The sequence below is a fragment of the Lentzea sp. NPDC102401 genome, from assembly GCF_044765805.1.
Lineage (GTDB): Bacteria > Actinomycetota > Actinomycetes > Mycobacteriales > Pseudonocardiaceae > Lentzea > Lentzea sokolovensis.
The window spans coordinates 374,076-400,093 of sequence record NZ_JBIWKS010000009.1; the positions used below are offsets into that span (position 1 = coordinate 374,076).

The window sequence follows — 26,018 nt, forward strand, 5'->3', positions numbered from 1 at the left end:
GGAGGACCCGCCGATGAACACTCCCAACCTCACCGATCCCGACCAGATCACTGCCCTGATGAGCGGCACCAGCAGCACCGCCAGCACCACCGACGTGTTGGCGGGGGAGCCTGCCGAGAAGCCGGCCATTCAGATCGGCGGCGAGGCCGAGACGATCCGGGTCCTCACCGCCGCGCTGGGACAGGGCGCGCTGCCCGACGTCTACGTCTCCGGCGGGCAGCTCGTGCACCTGTCGCGGGTGTCGGGCAAGGCCGCCAGCGCCGCCGAGCACGCCCACCAGGCCGACGCAGGCGCGTTGCCCGTGCAGGCCGACCCGATCACCGCGCCGTCGCTGACGTGGCTGCTCGCACACCACACGTTCGTCTACCGGCGCAAGAAGAACAAGGACACCGAGCAGTGGGAGGACGTGGAAGCCAGCCCCACCAAAGCCGCGTTGTCCGCGGTGCTGTCCTCGCGCTACTGGCCCGACGTGCGCCCGCTGGTCGGCGTGGTCACCTCACCGGTGCTGCGCCCGGACGGCACCCTGCTGCAGACCGCCGGATACGACACCGGCACCGGCCTGTACTACGCACCCACCGTCGCCATGCCGCCCATCCCCGCTCAACCGTCCACACAGGAGGTTCAGGACGCGCTCGACTTCGTGACGAACACGCTGCTGCGCGACTTCCCGTTCGTCGCCCCGGCCGACAAGGCCAACCACATCGGACTCATGATCGCCCCCATCCTGCGACCATTCCTCAACGGGTGCCTGACCCCGTTCGGCCTGATCTCCGCCACCACACAGTCCAGCGGCAAGACGCTGCTCGCGGAGATCCCCGGCCACATCTACGGCCTCAAACACCTGGTGTGGCGCAACAACGACGAGAGCGAACTCCAGAAGTCCATCACCAGCGCTCTGCACAGCACCGCCGCCGTGATGCTGTGGGACAACCTCGCCGAAGGAACCGAGGTCTCCTCCGCCAACCTCGCGAAACTGATCACCGGCCCGAAATGGGACGACCGCAACCTTGGTTCCAACAGTGCCGGGTTCGAGGCCGTCAACGATCGGCTGTGGCTCGCGACGGGCAACAACATCCGGCTGGGCGGGGACATGGCCACCCGCACCGCCCTGGTGCGCCTGGACCCCAACGACCCGCACCCCGACCAGCGCGACCAGACCGGGTTCGGCATCCCGCACCTGGACCAGTGGCTCAAAAAGCCCGCCAACCGCGTGACCGTGCTGCGGCACCTGCTCATCCTGGTCATGGACTGGATCAACGCCGGTGCGCCCCGCTCCGGCCACACCATGCGCCAGTTCAGCACCTGGGCAGGCGCGGCCGGCGGATTCCTCGCCCACCACGGTGTAGACGGCTTCCTCGACAACCTCGCCGACATGCGCGAGGCCGACGACGAGAACACCGAATGGACCGCGTTCCTCGCCCGCTGGCACGAACTACACGACGACGCCAAGCTGCGGGCACGGGTGCTCTGCCACAGCGCCGAACCCACCGACACCGGCGGCAAACTGGTCGACCACTGGGAAGGCACGTTCCTCACCGACGAACGCGACCGCATCCCCAACTCCAAGAGCCTGGGCAGACTCCTCACCGGCCACATCGGACGCTGGCACGGCGGCTACGTCCTGCGCAGCGAGTTCGACAAGAGCGCCAACATGAACGTGTTCTGGGTCGAGACCAACCCAGAACCCGACCAGGCCGAGCACGACCAGACGCCGGCCGCCGAAGAACAGACCGCCCTGATGTAGCCACGGCTAGCAGGGCCACCCGGCACCGCCGCACCGGGTTTAGACCCGCCACCGGGTTTCCACCGGGTTTGCACCGGGTTTAGCCCCACACCAAACCCGGCCCACATCACCGCAGGTCACAGGCCCGCCAAGCCGCAGAACCGGGTTTCCGGGTTTGTTTCACCGATCCCCGCACGCCCACGTTCGCCAACCCCCCGTCCCGGACGGCTCGAACCGCCAACCACGCACTGCCCGGGACAGGGACAACACCACCTCACAGATCGGATCAACCATGCCCGGAAAAACCACGCCGAATGGTCCGTTCATGACCGTCGCCGAGTTCATGCAGGTGATGGGAATAGCACGATCGACCTTTGATGACTGGCGAGCAAAGGAGAAAGGGCCGAAGTGGTTCCCGCTCCCCAATGGCTCACTTCGCTGCCGCCGCTCGTCCTTTGAACAGTGGATCAACTCCTTGGAGGCCGCAGCATGAGGAAGACCACATATTCCGTGAAGTTGTGGGCCACCCGGAAATACGAAGGCAAGCGCACCACTACCTGGTGGGTTCGCTGGCAGGTCGATGGGCAAGAGTTCCAGGAACCGTTTAAACGAGCTGGACTTGCCAAGAGTTTCCGCAACGGACTTGAGGCAGCCGCCAACAAAGGCGAAGCGTTCTATGTCGATAACGGCCGTCCCGTCTCCATGGATCGCGACGAGAGTAAAGTTTCTTTTTTTGACTTCGCGTGCATTTACATGAAGATGAAGTGGCCCGATCTCGCCGGTAACTCCCGACGAAGCACCGCTCGCAGTCTCACGGATGCAGTGCTCGCACTCATCAAGACGAAGCGCGGCAAACCGTCCGACGAGGAAATTCGTACCGCATGCGCATGGGCGTTCAACATGCTGCGCCACGAGAGCGAACAGCCGGATGCCCAGGTGCTCGCGACGGTCAAGTGGCTGGGTATGAACACCTATCTCGTGACGGAGCTGGCCGACAAGGACTTGACCCGCGCCGTCCTGCGGAGGTTCGGCACCACGCAGAACGGGAAGAAAGCAGCGGACTCCACCGTCCAGAGGCGACGCGGCCCATTCGTCAACCTGATTGAGTACGCGATCGAGAAGACGCCGTTGTCCGTCAACCCCGTAAAGGAGCTGAAAATCAAGACCGGCCGATCCGTCAAAGAACTCGATACAGCCATCGTCGCCAATCCCCAGCAAGCACATCGACTACTCAGCGCAGCAGAGAAGCAAGGAAAGAGCGGCGCAATGCTCCAAGCTGCCTACGCGTGCCAGTACTACGCCGCACTGCGGACGGCCGAAGTGATCGACCTCAAGGAAGCGAACATCAACTTTCCATCGCTGATCTTCAACCTGCTGACCAATGAGAACGAGCCCCGGATCGGAGAGTGGGGCTCGCTCAAATTCCAGGTTTCCAATCCGGCAGTTGGCAAGCAATGGACGGACGGAGGCGAACGCAGAGAGCGAAGGCAGCTCAAAGGTCGCCGCGTGGGCGAGGAACGGAATCCTCCGGTCGCACCTGAACTGGCGTGGTTCCTCTGGCGCCACATTCAGCAACACGGTGTGCTGCCGGACGGGCGTCTGTTCCGTGGCGTAGAGACTGCCGACGAAGTCCCTGAGGGAACGTACGCGCGGGCATGGCGTCAAGCCCGCATAGAAGCTCTCAGCCCCGAGGAACGCGATTCAGTGCTCGCTGGCCGCCCGTACGACCTGCGGCATGCTTGTGTGTCCACGTGGCTGGAGGCCGGCGTGCCGCCTGTTCAGGTTGCCAAGTGGGCGGGTCAAAGCGTGGAGGTGCTGTTCCGGGTGTACGCAAAGGTGCTCTCTGGTCGAGAGAGCACCTACCACCGGCGAATCAGCTCGGTCTTGAGTGGTTCCGACCTCCGGTGACGTTTGCCACAACACCGCTCTGACCAGCTGCGCACGGCCACCGAAGGGGCTGGAACTTCGCCGCCACTTCACCGCAGAGGGCCGTAGAGGGTCGGGTGCGTCCGGGTACAACCGGGACATCACCGGCTGTCACAAGATCACCCCCTGACCACGTCTGCGCTGGTCAGGGGGTGATCCATACAGGTGAACTGGAGTGCCCCCGACGGGATTCGAACCCGTACTGTGATCCTTTTAAGGGACCTGCCTCTACCGATTGGGCTACGGGGGCGCGGTGAGCCTAGGGGTTGATCGTCGGCTTGTGTGAGCCGATGGTCTTTTCTCGCCCGAGCGGCCCAGCGAATTGGACTAGAGCGAGCATCCGGGTAAGCGTCGAACGGTCCCGAACATCAGCGTGCCCTCCCCGCTCCGAGCAGCTCCTTGAAGCGCAGCGCCACCCAGTCGTGCACGGCCGCGGAGACGCTGTTGTCGCCTGCCCTGTGTTCGAACCAGCGCCAGTCGCAGTTGACGTTGATCTCCAGGAACACGTGGTCGCCGTTGCCGGTCACGAGCAGGTCGAACGCCGCCACCTGGACTCGCCAGTGGCGGGCCAGGGCGAACAGCCTGTCCGAGAGGGACGTCGGGACCGAGGTCGGCGTGACGCGCACCGCGTCGGGATCCACCCAGAGTTGGGCCGGGTCGAGCTTGTCGACCTGGTAGGCGATGCAGCGCTCGCCCACGACGAACACGCGCAGTTCGGTGTCCGAGGGGACGTACTCCTGGACGATCACCGGTGCGGGTTCGGGAGCGTCGGAGGCTCTGGAGGTTTCGAGCGGGCGTGGGAACAGGCCGTGTTGCACGCCTGGGCGTGGTTCCAGGAGGTGCCTGCCGGCTGTTTTGACGATGCAGGCGCCGCCGCCTGGGCGCGTGCGGCCTGGGCGGGTTGTGACGGCCGTGCGCGGCACACGCAATCCAAAAGCAGAAGCGTCGGAAAGCTGCGTGAGACGGTCCAGGTGCGTCGAGAAGCGTGACGGGTTCACGTGAGCCCAGTCGGAGCGTGAGGACAGCCAGTTGGCCACTGAGGCCCATTGGTCGACCGCGTAGGCGCCGGCCAGGGTTCCCGGTTCGACTGGGACGGCGGAGAGTTCGAAGTGGCGGCGCCAGACGAGCAGGGGGCGCAGGAGCCAGCGGTCGAGTTCGACCAGCGGCTGGTCGGTGTAGACCGAGAGTGGGAGGTCGACGCAGCGGTCGGCGTCGATTCTGGCCATCCGGATGCCGCGTTCCGCCAGTGCGATGGAGAGTTCGTTCATCTCCATGTCGGCGGCGCGGGCCAGGACGAGCACGCAGGGCTGCGGGTTGCCGTCGCCCTCGTCGACCATGCCGAGGCGGTGGACCTGTTCCTGGAAGTCCAGACACTTGGGCGGGGAGCGGAAGAGATATTCCTGACCCTGGAGCAGAAGTGGTCTGGCAGCCTCGGACGGGGCACCTGGCACCCGCCCGTCAGCCGACCTGCTCAATCGTCCTTCTTGCTGCGGAAAACCTGCCCCGCCTGCGCGTACTCTGCGGCGTACTGCGCCAGCGCGGGGTCCTCGATCTCGCCACGACGAAGCTGTGCGGCCAGCTCCTCGAGAGACATCGGGATCACCTCTCTCCCCACATGGCGAATCACGCATTCAGGTGATGCACCAGCCGTAGTCTCCGAAACACGTAACGCAATGTCAAGGCGACCCCCGGAGCTTTACTCCGATTGGGCGCTTAAGTTCCGCCTGGAGTCCAGCGAAGTGCCCCGAACGAGGAGATCGCCCGGGGCACGACGTCACTCACAGAGAGTGAAGCTCAGTGTCACTCCTAGAAGCAGTGTCCTGAGGTTGTCGCCACGAGAAGAGCGCTCGTGGCGACAACCTCAGGATTGCACTGCGCGATCGAAGTCGGACTTCGGGTCGTTGATCTGGCCGAGCGCGACGACCTCGCGACCGTAGAACAGCGCCTGCGTCCAGTCCATCAGCACGCGGAGCTTGCGGTTCACGGTCGGCATGAACGCCACGTGGTAGCTGCGGTGCATGAACCACGCGGGCAGGCCCTTGAAGCGCAGGCCGAACACGTCCGCGACGCCCTTGTAGAGGCCGAGGCCCGCAACCGAACCGAGGTACTTGTGGAAGTAGTCCTTCGGCTTCTGGCCACGCATCTGCGCGACGATGTTCTTCGACAGCAGCTTCGACTGACGGATGGCGTGCTGCGCGTTCGGCACGCACGTTGCCGTCGGGTCCTCCTCGGTGCGCGAGAGGTCCGGCACCGCGGAGCAGTCACCGGCGGCCCACACGCCTTCGAGGCCCTGGACCTGCATGGCGGCGGTGCACCGGACGCGGCCGCGCTCGTCGAGCGGGAGGTCCGTGTTGCGCAGCACCGGGTTCGCCTTCATGCCGGCGGTCCAGATGATCGTGTCGGAGTCGAACTCGGTGCCGTCGTCGAGGATGACGTGGCCGCCCTCGAGCGACTTCACCCGGGTGTCGAGGTAGATCTTGATGCCGCGCTTCTCCAGCGCCTCGACCGTCCAGGCGCCGAGCTTGGCGGACACCTCCGGCATGATGCGGCCCATCGCCTCGACGAGGACCCAGTTCATCTCTTCGGGCTTCAAGCCCTCGTAGTACCGAAGCGCATACCGCGTCATGTCCTCAAGCTCGGCGAGCGTCTCGATGCCCGCGAAGCCACCACCGATGACGACGAAGCTGAGCAGCTTCTTGCGCAGTTCCGCGTTGTTCGTGCTCGCTGCCTGGTCCAGGCGCGACAGCACGTGGTTGCGGACGTAGATCGCCTCGCCGATCGTCTTCATGCCGATGCCGACCTCGGCCAGGCCGGGGATCGGAAGCGTGCGTGAGATCGCACCCAGCGCGGAGACGAGCACGTCGTACTCGATCTCCTCGACGTGGCCGTCCGACAGCTCGGCGGTCACGATCTTGCGCGAGTGCTCGATCTTGGTGACGCGGCCGGTGACGACGTGGCAGCGCTTGAGCACCTTGCGCAGTGGAGCGACGACGTGGCGCGGCTCGATCGAGCCGGCCGCCGCCTCAGGCAGGAAGGGCTGGTAGGTCATGTGCGGCTGCGGGTCGATTACCGTCACGGACGCCTCACCGGAGCGCAGTTTCTTCTGCAGTCCGAGAGCCGTGTACATCCCGACGTACCCACCGCCGACAATGACAATCCGAGTGGGGTGCGACTTCACAGCAGCCATACACATATGGTCGCACCAGAACCCCCTTTTTCGCGCGTCCGAAGGGGCTGTTGTGACTACCGTCGCGCGGTGACGCCGGACACGATCGCGGCTGACCTGCGACTTGAGTCAAAGTTGAGGCGTTCTCCCTGAGAGGGACGATTCAGATCCTCAGCGCGACGACCCCGATCACGACCGTCAGAGCCCCCAGTCCGAGCACCTCCACGAGCCCGATCCCGGCACCTGACGGGACGAACGCCGCGAAGGCCGTGACGACAAATGTGATCACTTGGACAATGGCGAACCGGCGTGCTGGTGCTTTCAGCGCAGCGGGCTCGATTTTCGTTTTCACCGGAACGACCGCCGCGAGCGCGGACGTCACGTGAATGAGGTGCAGCGCCGGAATCATGATCAACACGCCGAGTCGCAAAGGGTGCCCGTCGGCGAACGCCATCGCCAGCGCCGCGTAGCCGATCAGCAGCGCCGCGCACGCGCTTCCCGGCATGAACGCGGTGAGCACCGTCAGCACCGTGACGATCAGCAACGGCGCGATCGACGAGGACTCCAGGTGCAGGATCAGCGCCACCGGCAACGCGGCGAGCACGATCGCCAGACGCATCAGCATTCGCGCGTCACCGCCACCCCGTGCTCGGCCATGCGCCGCAGCCGTAGCCGGTGCTCGGCGGAGATCATCTCGGCCGCGACCTCACCCCACGCCGTCTCCTGGTCGGGTTTCAGTTCCAACGGCAGCGTGTTGATCGCCAGCACCACGTGGCCGTGCTTGCGGGTCTGCACGGCCAGTTCCGCGATGTCGTCGTCGAGGAACGGCGACAGCAGCACGACCACACATCCGTGCGGGAGCTTCCGCAATGCCACGCGCGACGACCACCCGGCGGCCTGCACGCACACGACGAGTTGTGTGCGGATGCGCATCAGGTGCCGCCGCCCGACGCCGGAACGCACGTTGAGCTGCGGGCGCGACAGGTCCATCAACGCCACCCGGTCGCCCTGCCGCAGGTAGCCCGCGGCCATCGACGCCGCCCGCCGCACCGCGCGGTCCAGGCTGCCGCCGGGACGCGTCGTGGCCCCGTAGTGCGGCGAGGCCCACTCCGCCACGTCCGCGCCGACGTCGGCACGGGTGTCGAGGGCCAGCACGATCTCCGCGTCGGCCTCGGCATGCCGTTCGCGGACGTGCACGGTGCCGGTGCGGGTCGTGACGCGCCAGTCGATGCGCTTGAGCCTGTCCCCCGGCTGGAACGCCCTGATGTCGCGCAGCTCGGTCGAGTCGCCGGCGCGTGGCGAGCGGTGGATGCCGACCAGACCGGCGGGCCGCGGCGGCAGGGGACCGGCGAGGTGGTGCTCGACCGGCGGCAGGATCGTGCGGACGTGCTCGGTGCCGACGATCGGCCCGTAGACGTGCATGCCGTCCGGGCCGGCGAACAGGTGGTCGAGTCGCAGGTCGACACCGGGGCCCCACGCGTCGCGCCGGATCTCCACGGGCAGGTCGGGTGAGTGCGCCGGTACCGCCTTGACGACGCCGGGCAGCTTGACGACGGCGATCTCGGCGTCCGCGCCGTCGAGGTGCGCGACGGTGTGCGCGACACCGGCGCCCGCCCCGCGCGGCACCGGCCGGACGCTGACCGTGGGCGTGCCTTTCGGTTTGGTCGTGAGCAGCACGGACAGGATCAGCGGCACGCCGAACAGCACCAGCTCGACCTGGTGCAGGAACATCCCGCCGACGACGAGCCCCACGCCCAGCCAGACGGCGCGCGTGTACGCGTCCGTCGGATGCCAGTGCGCGCCGTGCGACTGGGCGAACGCATCCCTGATCTTGTCCGCTCTGCTCATGAGCTGGGCGGGCCCGGGACCTTGCCGAGCAGTTCGGTGACGACCTGCACGCCGTTCACGCCGGACGTCCACGTCTCGGGCTTCATCACGAGCCGGTGCGCCAGCACGGCGACCGCGCACTCCTTGACGTCCTCGGGCGTCACGTACGCGCGATCGTCCAAAATGGCCAGTGCGCGGGCGACGAGCACGAGCGCCTGCGCACCTCGCGGGGAGGCGCCGACCTCGACGGACTGGTGCTTGCGCGTGGACACGGCCAGATCGACGCAGTACCGCAGGAGATCGTCGTCCACTGTGGTCTTCTCCAGCTCGGCCTGGAGCTCGGCGAGCCGGCCCTGGGCCAGCACCGGCGGCACCTCGGCCTCTTCCCGCTGCCGCGCGATCCGCCGCCGCAGGACCTCGATCTCCTCGTCCACGGGCGGATAGCCGATGTCGAGCCGCACCAGGAACCGGTCGAGCTGCGCCTCGGGCAACGGATAGGTGCCCTCGTACTCGACGGGGTTCGAGGTCGCGAGCACGTGGAACGGCCTGGGCAGCGGGAACGTGCGCCCCTCGACCGTGACCTGCCGCTCCTGCATGGCTTCCAGCAGCGCGGACTGCGTCTTGGGCGGCGTGCGGTTGATCTCGTCGGCGAGCAGCAGACCGGCGAAGACGGGCCCTTGGTGGAACTCGAACTCGCGGCTGCCGGGGTCGTAGAGGAACGACCCGGTGACGTCCGCGGGCAGCAGGTCCGGCGTGCACTGCAGGCGGCGGAAGTCGAGGCTCAGAGCCTGCGCGAGCGACCGCGCGATCAGCGTCTTGCCGAGGCCCGGCACGTCCTCCAGCAGCACGTGCCCGCCGGCCAGCACGGCCGCGAGCGCGAGCCGCAGCGTGCGGGTGCGCCCGACGACGACCTTGCCGATCTCGTCGAGGACCGCCTCGGCCTCGTGTGCGATGGTCACTCGACCCTCCTGAGCCTTTCCGCGAGTGTCTTCGGATCGGGCATCTCGGACGCCTCGATCCCCAGTCGTGCGAACCGGGCGCGGAACCGTTCCTGGTAGCGCCTCGGCTCCGCCGCCGCCTCCTCCAACCGGCTCGCGAGCGTGCTGGCGTGCGCGCTGCTGATCGAACCGGGCGGCGGCGGCGCCGAACTCCAGACGATGTCGGTGGCGTGCGGCAACCTGGTGACCAGCACGCCGAACGCGGTCGGCGGCACCGCCAGCGCCGCGGCCCACGCCGGTGAGGCGCCGAGCCACCAGATCACCACCCCGATGATCACTCCGACCATCAGTGCCAGCGCGGTCTTCACGCGAGCTCCCGGACGATGCGGCTCAACTCTTGTCGCGCCTGTTGAGCTTGCGCGGCCGTCACGTCCTCGTGCCCGAACCGCGCGCGCCGGTAGAGATCCTTGAGCACGACGGCGTCCACGCCGAGCTTCTCGGTGAACTCGGTGGGCGTCTGGTGCGGCTGCCGGGGTTCCGCGGCTTCGAGCGCGAGCCAGGCGGCGATCACGGCGTCCCGCGGCGGCCGGTTCGGATGCTCGGTGAACTCCTGCAACGCCTTCTCGACGCGCCGCACGACCGCCGACTCCCCGGCCTCACCGCCCTCGACCTCCACGCCACGCACACCTCTGGGACGGCGCCAGCGGGGCAGTTCGAACGCGAGGATGATCCCGACCAGTCCGAACAGGACCAGCCCGGCGAGCAACACCAGGTACACGGTGACCGGCACGGCGAGCGCGTCCGGCAGTTCGGTGGGCATCGGGATGTCCAGTTGCACCCCGCGGTCCTGCGCCGGCGGCCGGCCGTCCAGCCGGTTGACGAAGGTGATCGGCGACGTGCCACTGGCCGCGACGACGACGATCAGCAACGCCGCCACCGCCACCCCGGCCCGCCACCACCTCATGCCGGACAGCCTTACACGCACCAGCGGAGTTGGGATGATCCTTCGTCCAACTTGCTAGTCGAACGACTCGGCGGGCACGAGACCAGCCAGGAACGACCTGAAGTCGGGCGCCAGCGCCGGCTCCGACTCGTCGTCGGCGTCGAGCCAGACGACCGGCGGCTCACCGGCCGGACCGCACTCGCGGTAGTCCAGGGCGATCCACCAGTGGCCGTCGCCGGTCAGCAGCACGACGGGCGACGGCAGTCCCCATTCCTCGACGAGGTAGGGCGTGTCGAGCAGCGACATCGCGCGCCCGGCGGTCCCGATGCCCATCAGGGTGTCGAACGGGGCGTGGTCCGGCGCCCAGGAGTTCGGCTCGCTCGGGAACGCTGATCGTTCGTCGACCACTCCGCCGCCGTTCTGCACGCGCAGCAGTTCCAGCAAGGCTTCCGGCAGTCGCACGCCGAGGACCTTCTCGGCCTCGCGGACGGCCTCGTCGGTGAGAAGTGGCTGCACGCCGTAAGTGCTGTCGCTCCAGAACTTCACGCCGCGCATCCTAAGTAGAACTCGCGGCCTCGAACGGGAACATCCGGAAACCGGCGCCGCAGCGGAGCGTTTGCTCCTCGTGGCGGTCCTCCCAGAACTCGACCCGCCAGTCCGGCCAGCGCGCGGCGATCTCGTCGACCGTTCCGTTGAAGGTCGCGGCCGTCCAGAACCCGAACTCACGAGTCGTGAGATCGAAGTGCAGCCCGAGCTCAGGACCGTCGTCGTCCTTCGTCAGACGCTCCCAGCCCGACACCGGGATCAGCACCGCCAGCGAGTCCAGCAGTCCGGGACCGGCCCACAGCGGTTCGCACTGCAGGTGGTGCAGCCGATGCCCGTGCAGCGCCCCGTCGGGCTGCCGGATCGTCACCAGGGTGTTGGAATTCTCCAGGAGCTCGATCGGGCCCGGCCGCAGCACGGGTTGTGGACGTTCCTCGGCGCGCACGGTGGCCCGGTCGATTCCGAGGTAGGCCACCACGTCCTCGAGCCCGCCGTACGCCCAGCGGATCTGCCAGCCCGGCCAGGCACTTCTGATCGCGGCCAGCCGGCGCGCACGGTCGTCGACGCCGTCGTGGTGCCAGGTGAAGAGCAGCAGGAGGTGGTTCACGATGTCGATGAGCGCGGCACCCTCGCACCAGACGTCGTCCAGCCAGTGCTCGACACGTCGTTCCTCGCGAACGTACTCGATCATCTCCGCGGGACCTTCCGCGAAGGTCTCGAGCAGCGGGACCGCACCGCCGTTGTCGAAGTACAACTCCCAGCCACGTTCGTCGGCGATCACGTAGTTGGCCCTGCTGCCCATCAGCTCATCGCCCGCCTCAGCACGTCCTGCAGCATCTCCTGGGTCAGCCTTCCGGTGTACGTGTTGTGCGGCGACACGTGGTAGCACCCGAACACCCGCAGCCCGCCCATCTCGACCTCCACCCCGTGCCCGAACGGGGGCCGCTCCGGCCCCAGCAGCGGCAGGAACGCCTTCCACCCGAACCCGCCGAGCACCAGGACGGACCGCAGGTTCGGCATCAACCCGATCTCCTCGCGCAGGAACGGCGAGCAGCGGTCCCGTTCCTCGGCGGTCGGCTTGTTGTCCGGCGGTGCGCACCGCACGGGTGAGGCCATCCGCACGCCGTACAGCTCCATGCCGTCGTCGCGCGCCCACGCATGGGGTTGCGAGGCGAGGCCCACCTCGTACAACGCGCGGTACAGGAAGTCTCCGGAGGGATCGCCGGTGAACATCCGGCCCGTCCGGTTGCCGCCGTGCGCGGCGGGGGCCAGGCCGACGATGAGCAGCGAGGCGTCCATCGGGCCGAAGCCCGGCACCGGCCGGCCCCAGTAGTCCCAATCCATGAACGCCGCGCGCTTCTCCCGGGCCACGGTCTCGCGCCACTCGACCAGGCGTGGACAGGCTCGGCAGGCCGTTATTCGATCGTCGAGTTCCGTAGTGTTGCTCCCATGTCCGAGGAGAAGACCGAAGAGAAGCCCGAGTCTCCCGCTGATGATCTGGTCACCACCCAGCACAGCATCACCGTCAAGGGCCGCGAGCTGAACTACACCGCCACCACCGGGCGGATCGTGCTCAAGGAAGAGGTGATGAAGGACGGCGTGTTCGAGGGCCACAAGCCCAAGGCCGAGGTCTTCGTCACCACCTACACACTCGATGGCGCCGACCCGCTGAAGCGGCCGGTGACGTTCGCGTTCAACGGTGGGCCGGGGTCCGCCAGCGTGTGGCTGCACATGGGGCTCCTCGGGCCACGCCGGGTCCTCAGCGGCGACGTCGGCAACCTCACCGCGCCGCCGTACGGGATCGCGGACAACGAGGAGAGCCTGCTCGCCGAGAGCGACCTCGTGTTCATCGACCCGGTGTCGACCGGGTTCTCCCGGGCCGCGCAGGGTGAGAAGCCCGGCAGCTACCACGGCTACCAGCCCGACATCGAGTCCATCGCCGAGATCATCCGGCTGTGGACGGCGCGCAACGGCCGCTGGATGTCGCCCAAGTTCCTCTGCGGCGAGTCGTACGGCACGCTCCGCGCGGCCGGGTTGGCCGAGTACCTGCAGAAGAAGCACGGCATGTACCTCAACGGGCTCATGCTGATCTCCTCGGTGCTGGACTTCGCGACGCTGGAGTTCAACGAGGGCCACGACCTGGGCTACACGCTCTTCCTGCCGACGTACGCGGCCATCGCGCACTACCACGGCCTGCACGGCGACCGTCCGCTCAAGGAGGTGCTCGCCGAGGCCGAGGAGTTCGCGGTCCGCGACTACCCCTACGCCCTCGCCCGCGGCAACCGGCTCAGCGACGTCGAGCGCGCCGCGACGATCGAGAAGCTCGCCCGGCTCACCGGTCTGTCCGAGGACTACGTGGACGCCGTCGACCTGCGCATCGAGCACATCCGGTTCTTCACCGAACTGCTGCGGCGCGACCGCAAGACCGTCGGCCGCATCGACGCCCGCTTCACCGGCTGGGACACCGACTACGGCCGCGAGGGCATCTCCGCGGACCCGTCCATCGACGCGATCCTCGGCCCGTACTCCGCCGTGCTCAACCACTACCTGCACGCCGAGCTCGGCTACTCCAGCGACCTGCCGTACGAGGTGCTCGCGCGGATCATCGAGAACTGGTCGTACAAGGAGTTCGAGGGCCGCCACGTCACGACGGCGGGCAAGCTCTCGGCGGCGATGCGGGCGAACCCGCACCTCAAGGTGCACGTCGCGTTCGGCTGGTTCGACGGCGCCACGCCGTACTTCGCGGCCGAGCACCTGATCGCGCACCTGCAGATCCCGAAGGAGCTCACGGCGAACATCGAGTCGGCCTACTACCCGGCCGGCCACATGATGTACGTCCACGAGCCCAGCAGGATCCAGCAGTCCGAGGACCTCGCGGCGTTCGTGCGGAACTCGTCCAACACGTGATCCTCGACCTGTCCGACGACGCCGTCCTGCACGAGCTGTGGACGGTGCAACGGCTGGCGTACGCCGTCGAGGCCGAGATCATCGGCTTCGACGGCATCCCTCCGCTGCACGAGTCGCTCGACGAACTCCGTGCCTGCGGCGAGACCTTCCTGGGGCTCTACGACGAGGAAGGTCTCGCCGGCGCGGTGTCCTACCTGCTGGAAGGGTCCACTGTGGACATTTGTCGGCTGGTCGTGCATCCGCGGGCGCATCGCCGCGGCATCGCGTCGAAGTTGCTCGACGCGCTGCCGCAGGGGCCGCAGACGGTCAGCACCGGCACGAAGAACGAGCCCGCGCTCGCCCTGTACCGCAGGCGCGGGTTCGTCGAGACCGGCACGCGCGAGGTCGCTCCTGGGGTGACGCTCACAGACCTGAGCCGGTGATCATCTTCCTCCATCAGCACGAGCAGCCCGCAGGACTGCGCCGAAGCCGTCAAGGAGTTTCTGGGCCGACCGCCTGTTCGACGGGCTTTCGAGGTGCTGCGTCGGCGGTGACCGGCCGCCGGGCCGAGTCGACGCGCGCGCCCGTCTCGGCGTCGAGGTACTGCACGCGCATGAACCTGATGCGAGCACCGGGAATGACGACGCGCTCCCAGTCACGGCCGATGACCGTCGTCTTCTTCTCGTCGCCGCCGGTGACGGGCTCGCCGACGTAGGTCAGCTTCGTGCCCTCCAGGACGATCTCGCGGGTGTCCGGATCGCCGGCTGCGTCGTAGGACCGCAGGAACCCGAAGAACGAGCTGCCGTCCTCCAGCATCACGTGCACCCAGCACAGCGCGTTCGCGGGCCGGTCCTCCCGGAACACCTTGAACCACGCCGACTGCCTGCCGAGCGACCGCGGCTGCCGTCGCCGGCGGGCCAGCACGGCGTCGAACGCCAGCGCCAGCAGACAGGCCAGCACCAGCTCGGCGACCGCGCTGTAGCCGAGCAGCGCCACGTTCTGCTTCACGTAGTCGGGCTTGGCCACCAACGCCGTCAGATCGGCGAAGAGCTTCCAGCCGAACCACTTCGAGGCAAGAGCGTGGACGCCGAGCAGGATCGCGGTCGAGGCCACGGTGAAGGCGAGACTGCTCAAGGCGACCCGCGACGCCTCGCGGAAGACGGTTTCCTTGGGGCCCGCCCGCCGTTGTTCCCGCAGGAGTTCGAAGACGATGCCGGGCGCGACCAGGGCGAGGAACGAGGCCAGCGCCCCGATCGTCTGCGGAACCACTAGTCGATGCTCCCGGAGACGGGAGGCGGTAGCCGGTCTTCCGCGTCGTGGAACTCGAACGGCGGCTTCCAGGGGTACGAGGGCTCCTCGTCGTACTCCTCGGCGGGCACGCTTTCCTCGACGAGCTCGTCGTAGTCGGCAGGAGGCTCGGGAACGTCGTCAGGCTCGGTCATGCCGGCTCCGCGGGTAGATCGTCAACGCCGGAACCAAGCTAGCACCGCCGCGCACACCGGCGTCCGGGAACGAGAAAGGGCCGCGCCCTCAGGCACGGCCCCTCCCCACAACACGATCAGACGACCGCGCGCTCCTCCGCGAAGTGGCACGCGGCGGGGTGACCGTCGCCCCGCACCACGAGCTCGGGAACCTCGGTCGCGCAGATGTCCTGCGCCTTCCAGCACCGCGTGCGGAACCGGCAACCCGAGGGCGGGTCGATCGGCGACGGCACGTCACCCGTCAGGCGGATGACGTCGCGCCGGCCGCGCTGGGTCGGGTCCGGCACCGGCACGGCGGACAGCAGCGCCTGCGTGTACGGGTGCATCGGCCGCTCGTAGATCTCTTCCTCGGTGCCGATCTCGACGATCTTGCCGAGGTACATCACCGCGACGCGGTCCGACAGGTGGCGGACCACCGACAGGTCGTGCGCGATGAAGACGTACGAGAGACCCATCTCGGACTGCAGGTCGCCCAGCAGGTTCATGACCTGTGCCTGGATCGAGACGTCCAGAGCGGACACCGGCTCGTCGCACACGATCACCTTGGGCTTCAACGCGAGCGCGCGGGCGATGCCGATGCGCTGGCGCTGACCGCCGGAGAACTGGTGCGGGTACCGGTTGATGTGCTCCGGGTTGAGACCCACGATCTCCAGCAGCTCCTGGACCTTGCGCTGCCGGTCGCCCTTGGGCGCGACCTCGGTGTGGATCTCGTACGGCTCACCGACGATGTCACCGACCGTCATGCGCGGGTTCAGCGACGTGTACGGGTCCTGCAGCACGATCTGGATGTCGCGGCGCAGCTTGCGCAGCTCCGCGCCCTTCATCGCGAACATGTCGCGGCCCTCGAAGCGCGCGAGGCCCGACGTCGGCGGTTCCAGGCGCATCAGCACCTGGGCCAGCGTGGACTTGCCACAACCGGATTCGCCCACCACACCAAGGGTTTCGCCCTTGTTGAGAGTGAACGAGACGCCGTCGACGGCCTTGACGTGGCCCACGGTGCGCTTGAACAGCACGCCGACGCGGACCGGGAAGTGCTTGACGAGGTTCTCGACCTCGAGGATCGGCTCAGCCACGAGCGACCACCTCCTCCGCGATGTGGCACCGGCTGGTGCGGCCCATGCCGAGGTTGTGCACGACCGGCACCTCGGTGGAGCACCTGTCGAACACGCGCGGGCAGCGCGGGTTGAACGGGCAGCCGGGCGGGATGTTGGTCAGCGACGGCGGCAGACCCTTGATGGTCTTGAGCTCCTGGCCGCGCAGGTCGACGCGCGGCAGGGACTCGAGCAGCGACTCGGTGTACGGGTGGCCCGGCGCGCGGAACAGCTCGTAGACGTCGGCGTGCTCGACGATGCGGCCCGCGTACATGACCGAGATCCGGTCCGCGACGTCGGCGACGACGCCGAGGTCGTGGGTGATCAGGATCATGCCCATGTCACGTTCCTTCTGGATCTCCGCCAGCAGGTCCATGATCTGGGCCTGCACGGTGACGTCCAGCGCGGTCGTGGGCTCGTCCGCGATCAGCAGCTCCGGGTCGAGCGCCAGCGACATCGCGATCATCGCGCGCTGCCGCATACCGCCGGAGAACTGGTGCGGGTAGTCCGAGACGCGACCCTTGGCGTTCGGGATCTTCACCTGGTCGAGGAGCTCGACCGCCCGCTTGCGGGCGTCCGCTTTGGACATCCCGCGGCGGACCTTGAGCTGCTCCTCGATCTGGAACCCGATCGTGAACACGGGGTTCAGGGCCGAAAGCGCGTCCTGGAAGATCATGGCGATGCCCTCGCCACGAACCTGGCGACGCTCTTCCGCCGACTGGGTCAGCAGGTCCTCACCGCGGAACTTGATCGAACCGTTGGTGATGAACCCCGGCGGCGTGTCCAGGATGCCCATGATCGTCTGGGCGGTGACGGACTTGCCGGAACCGGATTCGCCCAGCACCGCAAGGGTTTCGCCCGCCGAGACGTGGTACGAAACGCCGTTGAGCACCTTCGCGACACCGTCGCGGGTGCGGAATTCCACGTGGAGATCCTCGACCTCCAGCAATGGCTGAGTCACAGGATTCCCCTATCGGGACTTGGGGTCGAGGGCGTCGCGCACGGCGTCACCGAGCATGACGAAGGCCAGCACGGTGATCGTGACGAAGCCCGCGGGGAACAGCAGCATGTGCGGAGCCGACTGGAAGTAGTCGCGCGACTCCGAGATCATCACGCCCCACGACACCACCGGCGGACGCAGGCCGATGCCGAGGAACGCCAGCGTCGCCTCGGCGCCGATGAAGGCACCCAGGGCGATCGTCGCGTACACCAGCACGGGCGCCACGGTGTTCGGCAGCAGGTGCCGGAACACGATCCGCAGCGGGGACGCACCGAGCCCGCGGGCGGCCTTGACGTAGTCCTGCTGCTTCGCGACCAAAGTCGCCGAACGCATGATGCGCATGGCCACCGGCCACGACAGCACGGCGATCGAGAGCACCACCTGCGTGATGATCCGGAAGACGCCGGGGTTCTCCGTCGGCGCGTTGAGCGTCGTCAGGATGACGATCGCACCGAGCACGAACGGGATGCCGGCGAAGATGTCGGCGAACCGCGAGAGCACGCTGTCGATCCACGTCTTCGCGTACCCCGCGATGATGCCGACGGTCGAGCCGATCAGCACGGTCAGCAACGTCGCGAAGATGCCGACCAGCAGCGACGCGCGAGCGCCGTGCATCGCACGGGCGTAGACGTCGTAGCCCTGCAGGTCGTAGCCGAACCACGCGTCACCCGAAGGCGACTGCAGCGACTTGTCGAGATCCGCGTGGCGGGGGTCGACCGACGTGAACAGCGTCGGCCAGATCGCCATCAGGACGATGATCGCGATGATCACCAGTGAGATGATGAACGTGGGCTTGGTGCGCAGCTCGCCCCACGCGTCGCTCCAGAGCGAGCGTGGCTTCTTCTGCTTCTGCGACGAGTCGTCGACGTGGCTGAGCTGGTCGACACCTGCCGCCGCGGACGCCTCGAGTCCGGCTCCGCCGGACACGGATCCTGGGTCACTCATAGCGAATCCTCGGGTCGAGAACGGCGTACAGGAGGTCGACGATCAGGCTCATCAGCAGGTAGACGAGGACCAGCAGGGTCACGATGCCCGTGACCATGATGCCTTCCTTCTCCTGGATGCCGCGGAAGATCAGACCGCCGATGCCGTTGATGTTGAAGACGCCCTCGGTGACGATCGCGCCGCCCATGAGGCTGCCGAGGTCGGTGCCGAGGAACGTGATCACCGGGATCAGAGAGTTGCGCAGCAGGTGGATGCCGACGACGCGGCTCTGCGGCTGGCCCTTCGCGATGGCCGTGCGCACGTAGTCCGCGCGCCGGTTCTCGACGATGCTCGACCGGGTCAGCCGGGCCACGTAGGCCATCGAGAGACTGCCGAGCACGAAGCCGGGCAGGATCAGCTCACCGAACGTCGGATCGGAACTGACGGATGTGTCCATCAGGTCGAAGCCCTGCGGGCCGAGGTAGAGCCGCAGCACGAAACCGGTGACGAAGACCGGCAGCGAGATCAGGAACAGGGTCGAGATCAGGACCAGGTTGTCCAGGAAGCCCGACTTGCGCAGACCGGTGAGGACGCCGGCGACGATGCCGATGACGGCCTCGATGATCAGCGCGATGATGCCCATCTTGAGCGTGATCGGCCACGAGGTGGCGATCTGCTCACCGACGGACACGCCGTTGAAGGTGGTGCCGAAGTCGCCGACGATCAGGTTACCCAGGTACTTGAAGTACTGGAGCAGCAACGGGTCGTTGAGGTTGAGCTTCTGGCTCATCTCGGCGATGTAGGCGGGGTCGCACGGCCGTTGGCCGCACTTGCCGGCGAAGGGGTCCTGCGGGATGGCCCAGACCAGGGCGTAGATCAGGAAAGTGGTCCCCAGGAAGACCGGTATCAGCTGCAGCAGACGGCGCAGCACATAGCGACCCATGAGGTCGGCTCCTTGCGTGGTGGGGGGCGCCCAACGTCCTGAGAACCCGGTCCGGCCCCGCGCCCGTAACGCTCGAGGGACGCGGGGCCGGACGGGTTGTTCAGAACTCAGGTGTCAGAGATCAGGCCTTGACGCGGAAGGACTCCAGGGCGCCCTGACGCTTGAACGACATCTTGGCGTCGAGGAGGTTCTTCGAACGACCGCCGATGCCCTTCTCGTTCCAGGTCGGCATGGAGGGCAGGTCCTTGGCGATGATGTCCTCTGCCTGCTGGTAGAGCTTGATCGCCTCGTCCTCGTTGGCCGTCTGGTCGGCCTTCTTGAGCAGGGCGTCGACCTCGGGGTTCGAGTAGTTCGAGTCGTTGGACGAACCACCCGTGCGGTACAGCGGGTTGAGGAAGTTCTCGATCGACGGGTAGTCGGCGGACCAGTCCGAACGGCTCATGCCGGTCAGCTGCTTGCCGTCGACGATCTGACGGAACGCACCGAAGTTGGTGGCACCGACGAACTCGCAGTCAACGCCCAGCGTCTGCTTGATGCTGTTGCACGCCGCCTCGAGCGGCTCCTTGCGGCCACCGTCCTGGTTGGACTGGATGGTCAGCTTGCCGGTGAAGCCCGACTCCTTGAAGAGCTCCTTGGCCTTCTCGGGGTTGAACTTGCAGTACTCGCCGCAGGTGTCCGCGCGGTAGCCCTTGATGCCGGGCGACACGAAGCTGGTGGACGGCACGTACGAGCCGGCCAGCACGGTCTTCGTGATCTGCTCGCGGTTGATGGCCATCGAGACGGCCTGGCGCAGCTTGACGTTCTTGAACGCGTCGATGTACTGCGGGAACGCGATCGCGCTCTGGCCGAGCAGGTTCGCGGTCACGACGGCGTCGCCGAGGTCAGCCTTGTACTTCTCGCCGACCTTGGCCGACGGAGGCAGGGCCTCCATGAAGTCCAGCTTGCCCGCGACCAGGTCCTGGTACGCGGTCTCCTGGGAAGAGTAGATCTTGTAGTCCAAGGTCTTGAAGTGGACCTTGTCCTCGCCCTTGTAGTCGTCGAAGCGCTCCATCTTGATCAGCGCGTTCGGCGTGCGGGAGACGAACTTGAGCGGGCCGTTGCCGATCGGCTTGGCCTCGGCGGCCTTCGGGTCCGCGAAGAACGAGTCGGCCATCGGCGAGAACGGCGTGTAGCCGATCATCGTGGTGAAGACCGAGGTCGGACCGTTGAGGGTGACCTTGAACTCGTAGTCGCCCACGAGCTCGAGACCGGACATCTTGTCCTTGGCCGGCTTGGCGTTCTCGTCGGCCGGGTGCACGTCCTCGAAGCCCGCGATCGGCGCGAAGAACGATGCCGCCTGCTGAGCGTTCGGCGCGTACGCGGCCCAGTTCCAGGCGTCGACGAAGTTCTTCGCCTTGACCTCGGTGCCGTCGTGGAACTTCCAGCCCTGCTTGATCTTGATGTTGTAGACCTTGGCGTCATCCGACTTGATCGAGTCGGCCATCAAGTTGTAGGGCGCGCCGTCTTCGGTCTTGTAGCCGACCAGCCGCGAGAACAGCGAGTCGGTGACCTTGCCACCGCCGGCCTCGGTCGTGTTGGCCGGGAACAAGGTGCTCTTGGGCTCGGTGCCGTAGATGGACACCGTGCCGTCCGGGTTGTCCTTGCCATCGGTGGCGTTGGTGCTACCGCCACCGCCGCCGCACGCAGTAAGCGTCATGGCGAGCGCAGCTGGCAAAGCCACCCACGCAACCCGTGATCGCGACATCAGTCTCTCCCGCCTTTCCCCGGCGCCGCTCCGCAGATATTGCGTGCGCGCGCCTCCCCGGGAGGTCTCGTCCACCTCCCAAAACGTGAGAGGACGTTAACCGGGGCGTCCAGTGGTACGCGCACTGAAAGCGGTCACAAAATTGTCACGATCACCTCAAGCGCACCTTAATTCGGCGCTAGACCAGCGAAAACGCGATGCCGTCGAGGATGTCGTGCTCGCTGCACACGAGCGTGCGAATTCCCGCGCGATTCTCCAGCTCCTCGGCAATCGCACGCAGTACCACCGCTCCACCGCAGATCACATCCACTCGACCGGGGTGCATGGGTCCCAGCGAGGCACGCTCATCATGCGTCATGGAGAGGATACGGTCGGTGATTTCACGAACATTGTCAAGTGTGATGCGGGAGAGGTGAATATCGTCGCTGTTGTACACCTCCAACCCCTGGACCAGGGCTGACAATGTCGTAACCGTGCCGGCGACGCCGATCCACGTCTTCGTCTTCTCCACGGGGACGACTTCGAAAGCCTCTTTGATCGCCGCGCGCGCAAACGCTTCCGCTTGTTCGATTTCGGCGTTGGACGGCGGATCGGAGTGGATGAACCGCTCCGTGAGCCGCACGCAGCCGATGTCCATCGACCTCGCGGCCTCCACCTCGGCGCCCGTGCCGAGGACGAACTCGGTGCTGCCACCACCCAGATCGGTGACGAGGAAGGGTCCCTCGTCCGGGTCGAGATCGGCCACCGCGCCGAGGTAGGACAGCCTTGCCTCCTCGTCCCCGGTGATCACCTCCGCGGGCGCGCCGAGGATCGACTCGGTCATGCCGAAGAACTCGTCGCGGTTGCTCGCGTCCCGCGTGGCACTCGTCGCGACCATCCGTGCGACTTCCACGCCCTTGCGCTGCATCGTGCGCGCGTAGTCGAGAAGGGCCTGGCGCGTGCGTTCGATCGCGTCGGGGTGCAACCGCCCGGTCGCGTCCACGCCCTGCCCGAGCCGGACGATCTTCATCTCGCGATGGACGTCCCGCAGCCACGCCGTGCCGTCCTCGCGCTTGGTCACGTCCGCGATCAAGAGCCGGATCGAGTTGGTTCCGCAGTCGATGGCCGCGACCCGCGACATGGGCACTCCTCAGTGGTTCCGATGTTCTTCGGCAAGCATCGCGTACACGAAGCAGTCGGCCCACTCGCCCTTGAAGAACTCGTGGTGCCGGAAGTGTGCCTCCCTGCGCATGCCCAGGCGTTCCATCAGCCGCCACGACGGCTCGTTGCGCACGTCGCACTCGGCGACGATCCGGTGCAGCCCGAGGTCCTCGAACCCGATCGTGAGCATCACCTCGGTGGCTTCGCGCGCGTAGCCCCTGCCCTGGAACGCGGGGTTGAAGATGTAGCCGACCTCGCCCTGCCGGTGCTCCTCGCTGCGCCAGGTGATGTCGACCTCGCCGATGACGCGGCCGTCGAGCGTGACCGCGGTGGCCAGCCACTGGCCCTCTTCGATGATCTCGCCCTGGCCGATCCACTTGGCCAGGTTCTCCGCGGCCTGCGCGCGGGCGTACGGCTCGTCGTGGAGGTAGCGGGTGACCTCGGGAAGCTTCCGGTAGGCGTGGACGTCGTCGAGGTCGCTCGGCCTGAAGGGGCGGAGGACGAGACGGTCGGTCCTGATCGGGAAGTCAGGTCTGAGCACGCTCGTACTCCTCTTCCAGGAGCGCGTAGACGAACAGGTCGCCCCACTCGCCCTTGAAGATCTCGTTCTGCCGGAAGTGCGCCTCCCTGCGCATGCCGAGGCGTTCCATCAGGCGCCACGACGGCTCGTTGCGCGGGTCGCACTCGGCGACGATCCGGTGCAGGCCGAGTTGCTCGAACCCGAGTTCGAGCATCGCCCTGGCCGCCTCGGAGGCGTAGCCGTGGCCCTGGAAGTCGGGGTTGAGGCTGTAGCCGATCTCGCCCTGCCGGTCGGACTCGCTGCGCCACTTGAGGACAGCGCTGCCAATGATCCTGTCCGCCTCCGGCAGGTGCACGGCCAGCGCGAGCCGTTGGCCCTCCTCGGCAAGTTCGTTGTCGCTCACCAGCTTGGCCAGCAGCTGCGCGCACTCCTCGCGGGTGGCCGGCTCGTCGTAGAGGTAGCGGAAGACTTCCGGACGGGAGCGGTAGGCGTAGAAGTCGTCGAGGTCGGTCTCCTCGAAGGGGCGGAGGTGGAGGCGGGCGGTCTTGAGCGGGTAGTCAGGCTTGAACACACCCGCACCCTGTCAAGGACCGCCGCCTCGTGCCTTGCGATTTTCAGCGGTGCTTGGACCACACACGCACGTCTTCGACGTCGTCGAGTGTCATCGCCCCCGAATAGACGCGGGGGTCGTCGATGACGCCAACGACTCCATGACCCACGACGAAGTCACCGACACCGTTGAACGACTGCACTCCGGTCAACACGCCCGACTGACGGATGCCGTCGACGTAGAGCGCGACTGTGCCGGTGGCCGAGTCGAACGTCGCCGCGAGGTGCGTCCACTGGTTCGCCTGCGCCGGGAGGTCCGAACGCACGACCGCGTCGCCCAGTCCGAAACCCCAGCCGAAGGTGTCCGGCCGGTAGCCCAGCACGAACGATCCGTCGCTCATGCCGAGCACCGTTCCCGCCGTGTCACCGAAGTCGGCTTGCCTCACCCACGCGGACACGGTGAAGGATCGGTCGGTGCGCAGGTTCGCCGGACGGGGGCCAGTGACCTGACCCGTCGAGTCGAAGCGCGTCCACTTGTCCTCGCTCGTCAGGATCTGGTTGGGGTCGTCGGGGTCGACCGGCGTGCCGGCCCAGGTGACGCCCTCGGACAGCGTCGCGTTCTCGCCCGACACTTCGTCCCTGGCCGTGACGCCCTCGCGTTCGTCGAAGAGGTAGCGAGCGCGCTCCACCACGAGGTTGTGGTGCTTGGCCGCTTCGGCCGCGCTCAATGCGCGGTCCCACACCTGGACGTGGTCGATCGTGGCCGTTGCCTGGCCGGAACCCAGGACGAAAGGACTGGCCGCGTTCGTCAACGTCGCGGCGGCCATGCCTTCGAGCTTTCCGTTGACGTACAAGGAGACCTGGTTCGGCTCGTACGTGCCGAGCAGGTGCGTCCACTCACCCGCCCGCGGCGGGGTGGTGGAGGACGCCGTGCCGAACGACCAGCGGCCGTCGCCGTGCCTGAGGGCGAAACCGTTGTCCTGGCTCGCGATCGTGTAGCCGGTCTCCGTGTCACCGAGCTTCACCCACGCCGACACGGAGAAGGCGCGCGAGCTGTCGACGACCGCGCCCGACGTCGCCGAGAACGAGCCGGCGGTGGTGACCTGACCGTTGTTCGAGTAGCCGGCACCGAAGGTCGCGCCGTTCAGCGTCAACGTGTGACCGTGGCCGGTGTTGTCGGCCGCAGTCGTGCCGACTGTCTCGTCGAGGTTCCACGCCGCCACCGGCCTGGACAGATCGGCGACCATGAACACGTAGATCTGCCGGTCAGAAGGAGTCCCGGCCTCGTCGTACGAGCGCACGTACAGCGAGTTCGTTCCGCTCAGCGACGGCGTGATCGGCACGTCCACCGAGCCGGTCGCGGCGACCTGGTTGACGAAGGTGTCGGAGTTCAGCGACCAGCCGTAGCGAGCGACGGCCGTCGAACCGCCGGGCGAGAACGTGAAGACGCCGGTACGGCCAGGACTGCCGTGAAACCCACTGGCCGGGTAGTCGGTCGAGGACACCACGGGCTTTCCGGACGACGGTGCCGGTTCGGCGAGCGCGGTTCCCGCTGAGCCGACGAGCAGCAGGGCAGCGGTGAAGGCAGGCAGCGCAAAGGTGCGCCACGTGGCGTTGAGCATCCGGTACTTCCCCCAGGTAGATGATCCTCAAGCACTATGGACGAGGCGGCGCCGAAACGGAATACCTGAGGAACGCGGCCCACGCCTCACCAGAGACGGGGAGGTGGGTGGCGGGGGCCTTGCTGTCGCGGATGCCGACACCGTGCCCGACCTCCACGCAGTCGCTTCCTTGTCCGCTGTAGCTGCTCTTGCGCCAGGTCAACATCCGGAGGCCTCCTCATGACAACATGCTGTTGATCAGCCACCTCGATTCTTCCTCGTCCAAGGCGTCTCGATCCAGGTCTTTCACCACGTCGGCGAACGTGTCCAGCGATCCCTTGTCCTCCAGGAACAAGCCGGTGTTGTAGTTCTCCAGGTAGACCACCGGCTCGAACTTGTCGAAGCTCAGGTGCACGAACGAGCTGGACAGTCCGGCGTGTGCTCCGATCGCGGTCGGAACGATCCGAAATTTGATGTACTGCCGCACCAACATGACGTTGATGTGGTTCAGCTGCGCCTGCATCACGGCTGGTCCGCCGACAGGCAGTTGAAGGGCCTGCTCGTGCACGTAGAAGACGAACTGCCGACCAGGCCTGATGATCCCCTGTCGCTCAAGCTTCGCCCTGATGAATCCGTCGATGTCCGCAGGGGATTTCCGCGGCACCTTCTCCGCCACGCTTCGGATGTAGGCGGCGATCTGAAGGAGGCCAGGAACGAGGTTCATCGACCACACGGTGATCGTGCTGGCGAGACGTTCTTGGTTGATCAGGCTGTGCAACTGCTCTGGCACGCCGTCCTCGGGGAACTGCAGCCAGCCCTTCTCCCGTGACTCGCGGTAGAGCGCGACCATGCGCTCGACTTCCGCGTATGTGGTGCGGCAGTAGGAGAGCAGCCGGATCAGCTCGACCTCGCTGATGCCGCCCTTGCCGTTCACCGCGTCGGAGATCTTGGCTTCCTGCCAGTCCACCAGTTCGGCGAGGCTGCGTTGCGTCATGCCGCTCTGTTCGATGGCGTCGCGGACGCCCTGACCGAACTCCCGGCCCACCACGCTCGAGTTGCGCTTCGGCATGCAG

29 protein-coding genes and 1 tRNA gene are annotated in these 26,018 nt (G+C 67.0%); 5 read left to right on the plus strand and 25 right to left on the minus strand.

The genetic code is table 11. The features are described 5' to 3' along the window. Positions 1-13 precede the first annotated feature (13 nt). From ACIRG5_RS30255 to ACIRG5_RS30265, 3 genes are all read left to right on the plus strand, one after another. Positions 14-1,744, plus strand: coding sequence for a hypothetical protein (locus ACIRG5_RS30255; RefSeq protein ID WP_402910735.1), 1,731 nt, complete (start codon positions 14-16; stop codon positions 1,742-1,744). Between the two features lie 304 nt (positions 1,745-2,048). Beyond that, on the plus strand, positions 2,049-2,216 hold the full coding sequence (locus ACIRG5_RS30260; protein ID WP_402910737.1) for a helix-turn-helix transcriptional regulator: 168 nt from the start codon (positions 2,049-2,051) through the stop codon (positions 2,214-2,216). After that, complete coding sequence (locus tag ACIRG5_RS30265) at positions 2,213-3,631, plus strand: integrase (protein ID WP_402910739.1); 1,419 nt, start codon at positions 2,213-2,215, stop codon at positions 3,629-3,631. The genes ACIRG5_RS30260 and ACIRG5_RS30265 overlap by 4 nt, the downstream gene beginning before the upstream one ends. A gap of 194 nt (positions 3,632-3,825) precedes the next feature. Here ACIRG5_RS30265 and ACIRG5_RS30270 read toward each other — a convergent pair. The 12 genes from ACIRG5_RS30270 to ACIRG5_RS30325 all read right to left on the minus strand — a co-directional run bounded on the left by ACIRG5_RS30270 (position 3,826) and on the right by ACIRG5_RS30325 (position 12,437). Then, positions 3,826-3,899: transfer RNA gene (locus ACIRG5_RS30270), tRNA-Leu, on the minus strand. Positions 3,900-4,017: 118 nt separating this feature from the next. Further along, positions 4,018-5,124 (minus strand): hypothetical protein, encoded by a 1,107-nt coding sequence (locus tag ACIRG5_RS30275; RefSeq protein WP_402910741.1) that lies wholly within the window; start codon positions 5,122-5,124, stop codon positions 4,018-4,020. Next, on the minus strand, positions 5,121-5,243 hold the full coding sequence (locus tag ACIRG5_RS30280) for a hypothetical protein (protein ID WP_256238980.1): 123 nt from the start codon (positions 5,241-5,243) through the stop codon (positions 5,121-5,123). Before ACIRG5_RS30280 ends, ACIRG5_RS30275 begins: the two co-directional genes overlap by 4 nt. A 267-nt stretch (positions 5,244-5,510) precedes the next feature. Beyond that, positions 5,511-6,836 carry an NAD(P)/FAD-dependent oxidoreductase gene (locus ACIRG5_RS30285; RefSeq protein ID WP_402910743.1) on the minus strand — a complete coding sequence of 442 codons (1,326 nt, stop codon included), beginning with the start codon at positions 6,834-6,836 and terminating at the stop codon, positions 5,511-5,513. A gap of 142 nt (positions 6,837-6,978) precedes the next feature. Beyond that, positions 6,979-7,440 (minus strand): hypothetical protein, encoded by a 462-nt coding sequence (locus ACIRG5_RS30290; protein WP_402910746.1) that lies wholly within the window; start codon positions 7,438-7,440, stop codon positions 6,979-6,981. Then, on the minus strand, positions 7,434-8,663 hold the full coding sequence (locus ACIRG5_RS30295) for a DUF58 domain-containing protein (RefSeq protein WP_402910749.1): 1,230 nt from the start codon (positions 8,661-8,663) through the stop codon (positions 7,434-7,436). The genes ACIRG5_RS30290 and ACIRG5_RS30295 overlap by 7 nt, the downstream gene beginning before the upstream one ends. Then, positions 8,660-9,601, minus strand: a complete 942-nt coding sequence (locus ACIRG5_RS30300) for an AAA family ATPase (protein WP_402910751.1) — start codon at positions 9,599-9,601, stop codon at positions 8,660-8,662. Before ACIRG5_RS30300 ends, ACIRG5_RS30295 begins: the two co-directional genes overlap by 4 nt. Continuing rightward, positions 9,598-9,948, minus strand: a complete 351-nt coding sequence (locus ACIRG5_RS30305) for a hypothetical protein (protein ID WP_402910754.1) — start codon at positions 9,946-9,948, stop codon at positions 9,598-9,600. The genes ACIRG5_RS30300 and ACIRG5_RS30305 overlap by 4 nt, the downstream gene beginning before the upstream one ends. Continuing rightward, positions 9,945-10,544 (minus strand): DUF4129 domain-containing protein, encoded by a 600-nt coding sequence (locus tag ACIRG5_RS30310; RefSeq protein ID WP_402910756.1) that lies wholly within the window; start codon positions 10,542-10,544, stop codon positions 9,945-9,947. Before ACIRG5_RS30310 ends, ACIRG5_RS30305 begins: the two co-directional genes overlap by 4 nt. A gap of 54 nt (positions 10,545-10,598) precedes the next feature. Continuing rightward, positions 10,599-11,069 carry an SMI1/KNR4 family protein gene (locus tag ACIRG5_RS30315; RefSeq protein WP_402910759.1) on the minus strand — a complete coding sequence of 157 codons (471 nt, stop codon included), beginning with the start codon at positions 11,067-11,069 and terminating at the stop codon, positions 10,599-10,601. A gap of 10 nt (positions 11,070-11,079) precedes the next feature. Further along, positions 11,080-11,868, minus strand: coding sequence for a hypothetical protein (locus ACIRG5_RS30320; RefSeq protein WP_402910762.1), 789 nt, complete (start codon positions 11,866-11,868; stop codon positions 11,080-11,082). Further along, positions 11,868-12,437, minus strand: a complete 570-nt coding sequence (locus tag ACIRG5_RS30325; protein ID WP_402910764.1) for a uracil-DNA glycosylase — start codon at positions 12,435-12,437, stop codon at positions 11,868-11,870. The genes ACIRG5_RS30320 and ACIRG5_RS30325 overlap by 1 nt, the downstream gene beginning before the upstream one ends. 78 nt (positions 12,438-12,515) lie before the next feature. On the opposite strand from ACIRG5_RS30325, the gene ACIRG5_RS30330 reads away from it, so the two are divergent. Together ACIRG5_RS30330 and ACIRG5_RS30335 are read left to right on the plus strand one after the other, a co-directional pair. After that, positions 12,516-13,973: a S10 family peptidase gene (locus ACIRG5_RS30330; protein WP_402910766.1), complete on the plus strand. Its 1,458-nt coding sequence runs from the start codon at positions 12,516-12,518 to the stop codon at positions 13,971-13,973. Further along, positions 13,970-14,395 (plus strand): GNAT family N-acetyltransferase, encoded by a 426-nt coding sequence (locus tag ACIRG5_RS30335; protein ID WP_402910769.1) that lies wholly within the window; start codon positions 13,970-13,972, stop codon positions 14,393-14,395. The genes ACIRG5_RS30330 and ACIRG5_RS30335 overlap by 4 nt, the downstream gene beginning before the upstream one ends. Before the next feature lie 49 nt (positions 14,396-14,444). On the opposite strand, the gene ACIRG5_RS30340 is transcribed toward ACIRG5_RS30335, so the two are convergent. The 13 genes from ACIRG5_RS30340 to ACIRG5_RS30400 form a co-directional block, all read right to left on the minus strand. Then, complete coding sequence (locus ACIRG5_RS30340; RefSeq protein ID WP_402910771.1) at positions 14,445-15,221, minus strand: DUF6338 family protein; 777 nt, start codon at positions 15,219-15,221, stop codon at positions 14,445-14,447. After that, positions 15,221-15,394: a hypothetical protein gene (locus ACIRG5_RS30345; protein WP_402910773.1), complete on the minus strand. Its 174-nt coding sequence runs from the start codon at positions 15,392-15,394 to the stop codon at positions 15,221-15,223. Before ACIRG5_RS30345 ends, ACIRG5_RS30340 begins: the two co-directional genes overlap by 1 nt. 116 nt (positions 15,395-15,510) lie before the next feature. Next, positions 15,511-16,506, minus strand: a complete 996-nt coding sequence (locus ACIRG5_RS30350) for an ABC transporter ATP-binding protein (protein ID WP_402910776.1) — start codon at positions 16,504-16,506, stop codon at positions 15,511-15,513. Beyond that, positions 16,499-17,485 carry an ABC transporter ATP-binding protein gene (locus tag ACIRG5_RS30355; RefSeq protein ID WP_319980343.1) on the minus strand — a complete coding sequence of 329 codons (987 nt, stop codon included), beginning with the start codon at positions 17,483-17,485 and terminating at the stop codon, positions 16,499-16,501. Before ACIRG5_RS30355 ends, ACIRG5_RS30350 begins: the two co-directional genes overlap by 8 nt. Positions 17,486-17,494: 9 nt before the next feature. Then, positions 17,495-18,469 carry an ABC transporter permease gene (locus ACIRG5_RS30360; protein WP_402910779.1) on the minus strand — a complete coding sequence of 325 codons (975 nt, stop codon included), beginning with the start codon at positions 18,467-18,469 and terminating at the stop codon, positions 17,495-17,497. After that, the gene (locus tag ACIRG5_RS30365) at positions 18,462-19,391 is read right to left on the minus strand and encodes an ABC transporter permease (protein WP_402910782.1); all 930 of its coding nucleotides are present in this window, start codon (positions 19,389-19,391) and stop codon (positions 18,462-18,464) included. The genes ACIRG5_RS30360 and ACIRG5_RS30365 overlap by 8 nt, the downstream gene beginning before the upstream one ends. 121 nt (positions 19,392-19,512) lie before the next feature. Further along, positions 19,513-21,087, minus strand: a complete 1,575-nt coding sequence (locus ACIRG5_RS30370) for an ABC transporter substrate-binding protein (protein ID WP_402910785.1) — start codon at positions 21,085-21,087, stop codon at positions 19,513-19,515. Positions 21,088-21,313: 226 nt separating this feature from the next. Beyond that, positions 21,314-22,255 (minus strand): exopolyphosphatase, encoded by a 942-nt coding sequence (locus ACIRG5_RS30375; protein WP_402910787.1) that lies wholly within the window; start codon positions 22,253-22,255, stop codon positions 21,314-21,316. A 9-nt stretch (positions 22,256-22,264) separates the two neighbouring features. Beyond that, positions 22,265-22,816 carry a GNAT family N-acetyltransferase gene (locus tag ACIRG5_RS30380; RefSeq protein ID WP_402910790.1) on the minus strand — a complete coding sequence of 184 codons (552 nt, stop codon included), beginning with the start codon at positions 22,814-22,816 and terminating at the stop codon, positions 22,265-22,267. Then, on the minus strand, positions 22,803-23,366 hold the full coding sequence (locus tag ACIRG5_RS30385) for a GNAT family N-acetyltransferase (RefSeq protein WP_402910793.1): 564 nt from the start codon (positions 23,364-23,366) through the stop codon (positions 22,803-22,805). Before ACIRG5_RS30385 ends, ACIRG5_RS30380 begins: the two co-directional genes overlap by 14 nt. 43 nt (positions 23,367-23,409) lie before the next feature. Beyond that, positions 23,410-24,966, minus strand: coding sequence for a LamG domain-containing protein (locus tag ACIRG5_RS30390; RefSeq protein ID WP_402910795.1), 1,557 nt, complete (start codon positions 24,964-24,966; stop codon positions 23,410-23,412). A 34-nt stretch (positions 24,967-25,000) separates the two neighbouring features. Then, positions 25,001-25,171 (minus strand): DUF397 domain-containing protein, encoded by a 171-nt coding sequence (locus ACIRG5_RS30395; RefSeq protein WP_402910797.1) that lies wholly within the window; start codon positions 25,169-25,171, stop codon positions 25,001-25,003. A 12-nt stretch (positions 25,172-25,183) separates the two neighbouring features. Continuing rightward, complete coding sequence (locus tag ACIRG5_RS30400) at positions 25,184-26,014, minus strand: helix-turn-helix domain-containing protein (RefSeq protein WP_402910799.1); 831 nt, start codon at positions 26,012-26,014, stop codon at positions 25,184-25,186. Positions 26,015-26,018 lie beyond the last annotated feature (4 nt).

Coding starts and splice junctions, on each gene's coding strand:
- ACIRG5_RS30360 (WP_402910779.1), bottom strand. CDS start 18,469: ATGAGTGACCCAGGATCCGTGTCCGGCGGAGCCGGACTCGAGGCGTCC.
- ACIRG5_RS30400 (WP_402910799.1), bottom strand. CDS start 26,014: ATGCCGAAGCGCAACTCGAGCGTGGTGGGCCGGGAGTTCGGTCAGGGC.
- ACIRG5_RS30375 (WP_402910787.1), bottom strand. CDS start 22,255: ATGTCGCGGGTCGCGGCCATCGACTGCGGAACCAACTCGATCCGGCTC.
- ACIRG5_RS30320 (WP_402910762.1), bottom strand. CDS start 11,868: ATGGGCAGCAGGGCCAACTACGTGATCGCCGACGAACGTGGCTGGGAG.
- ACIRG5_RS30310 (WP_402910756.1), bottom strand. CDS start 10,544: ATGAGGTGGTGGCGGGCCGGGGTGGCGGTGGCGGCGTTGCTGATCGTC.
- ACIRG5_RS30295 (WP_402910749.1), bottom strand. CDS start 8,663: ATGAGCAGAGCGGACAAGATCAGGGATGCGTTCGCCCAGTCGCACGGC.
- ACIRG5_RS30370 (WP_402910785.1), bottom strand. CDS start 21,087: ATGACGCTTACTGCGTGCGGCGGCGGTGGCGGTAGCACCAACGCCACC.
- ACIRG5_RS30330 (WP_402910766.1), top strand. CDS start 12,516: ATGTCCGAGGAGAAGACCGAAGAGAAGCCCGAGTCTCCCGCTGATGAT.
- ACIRG5_RS30290 (WP_402910746.1), bottom strand. CDS start 7,440: ATGCTGATGCGTCTGGCGATCGTGCTCGCCGCGTTGCCGGTGGCGCTG.
- ACIRG5_RS30395 (WP_402910797.1), bottom strand. CDS start 25,171: ATGTTGACCTGGCGCAAGAGCAGCTACAGCGGACAAGGAAGCGACTGC.
- ACIRG5_RS30285 (WP_402910743.1), bottom strand. CDS start 6,836: ATGGCTGCTGTGAAGTCGCACCCCACTCGGATTGTCATTGTCGGCGGT.
- ACIRG5_RS30260 (WP_402910737.1), top strand. CDS start 2,049: ATGACCGTCGCCGAGTTCATGCAGGTGATGGGAATAGCACGATCGACC.
- ACIRG5_RS30265 (WP_402910739.1), top strand. CDS start 2,213: ATGAGGAAGACCACATATTCCGTGAAGTTGTGGGCCACCCGGAAATAC.
- ACIRG5_RS30365 (WP_402910782.1), bottom strand. CDS start 19,391: ATGGGTCGCTATGTGCTGCGCCGTCTGCTGCAGCTGATACCGGTCTTC.
- ACIRG5_RS30255 (WP_402910735.1), top strand. CDS start 14: ATGAACACTCCCAACCTCACCGATCCCGACCAGATCACTGCCCTGATG.
- ACIRG5_RS30345 (WP_402910773.1), bottom strand. CDS start 15,394: ATGACCGAGCCTGACGACGTTCCCGAGCCTCCTGCCGACTACGACGAG.
- ACIRG5_RS30280 (WP_256238980.1), bottom strand. CDS start 5,243: ATGTCTCTCGAGGAGCTGGCCGCACAGCTTCGTCGTGGCGAGATCGAG.
- ACIRG5_RS30390 (WP_402910795.1), bottom strand. CDS start 24,966: ATGCTCAACGCCACGTGGCGCACCTTTGCGCTGCCTGCCTTCACCGCT.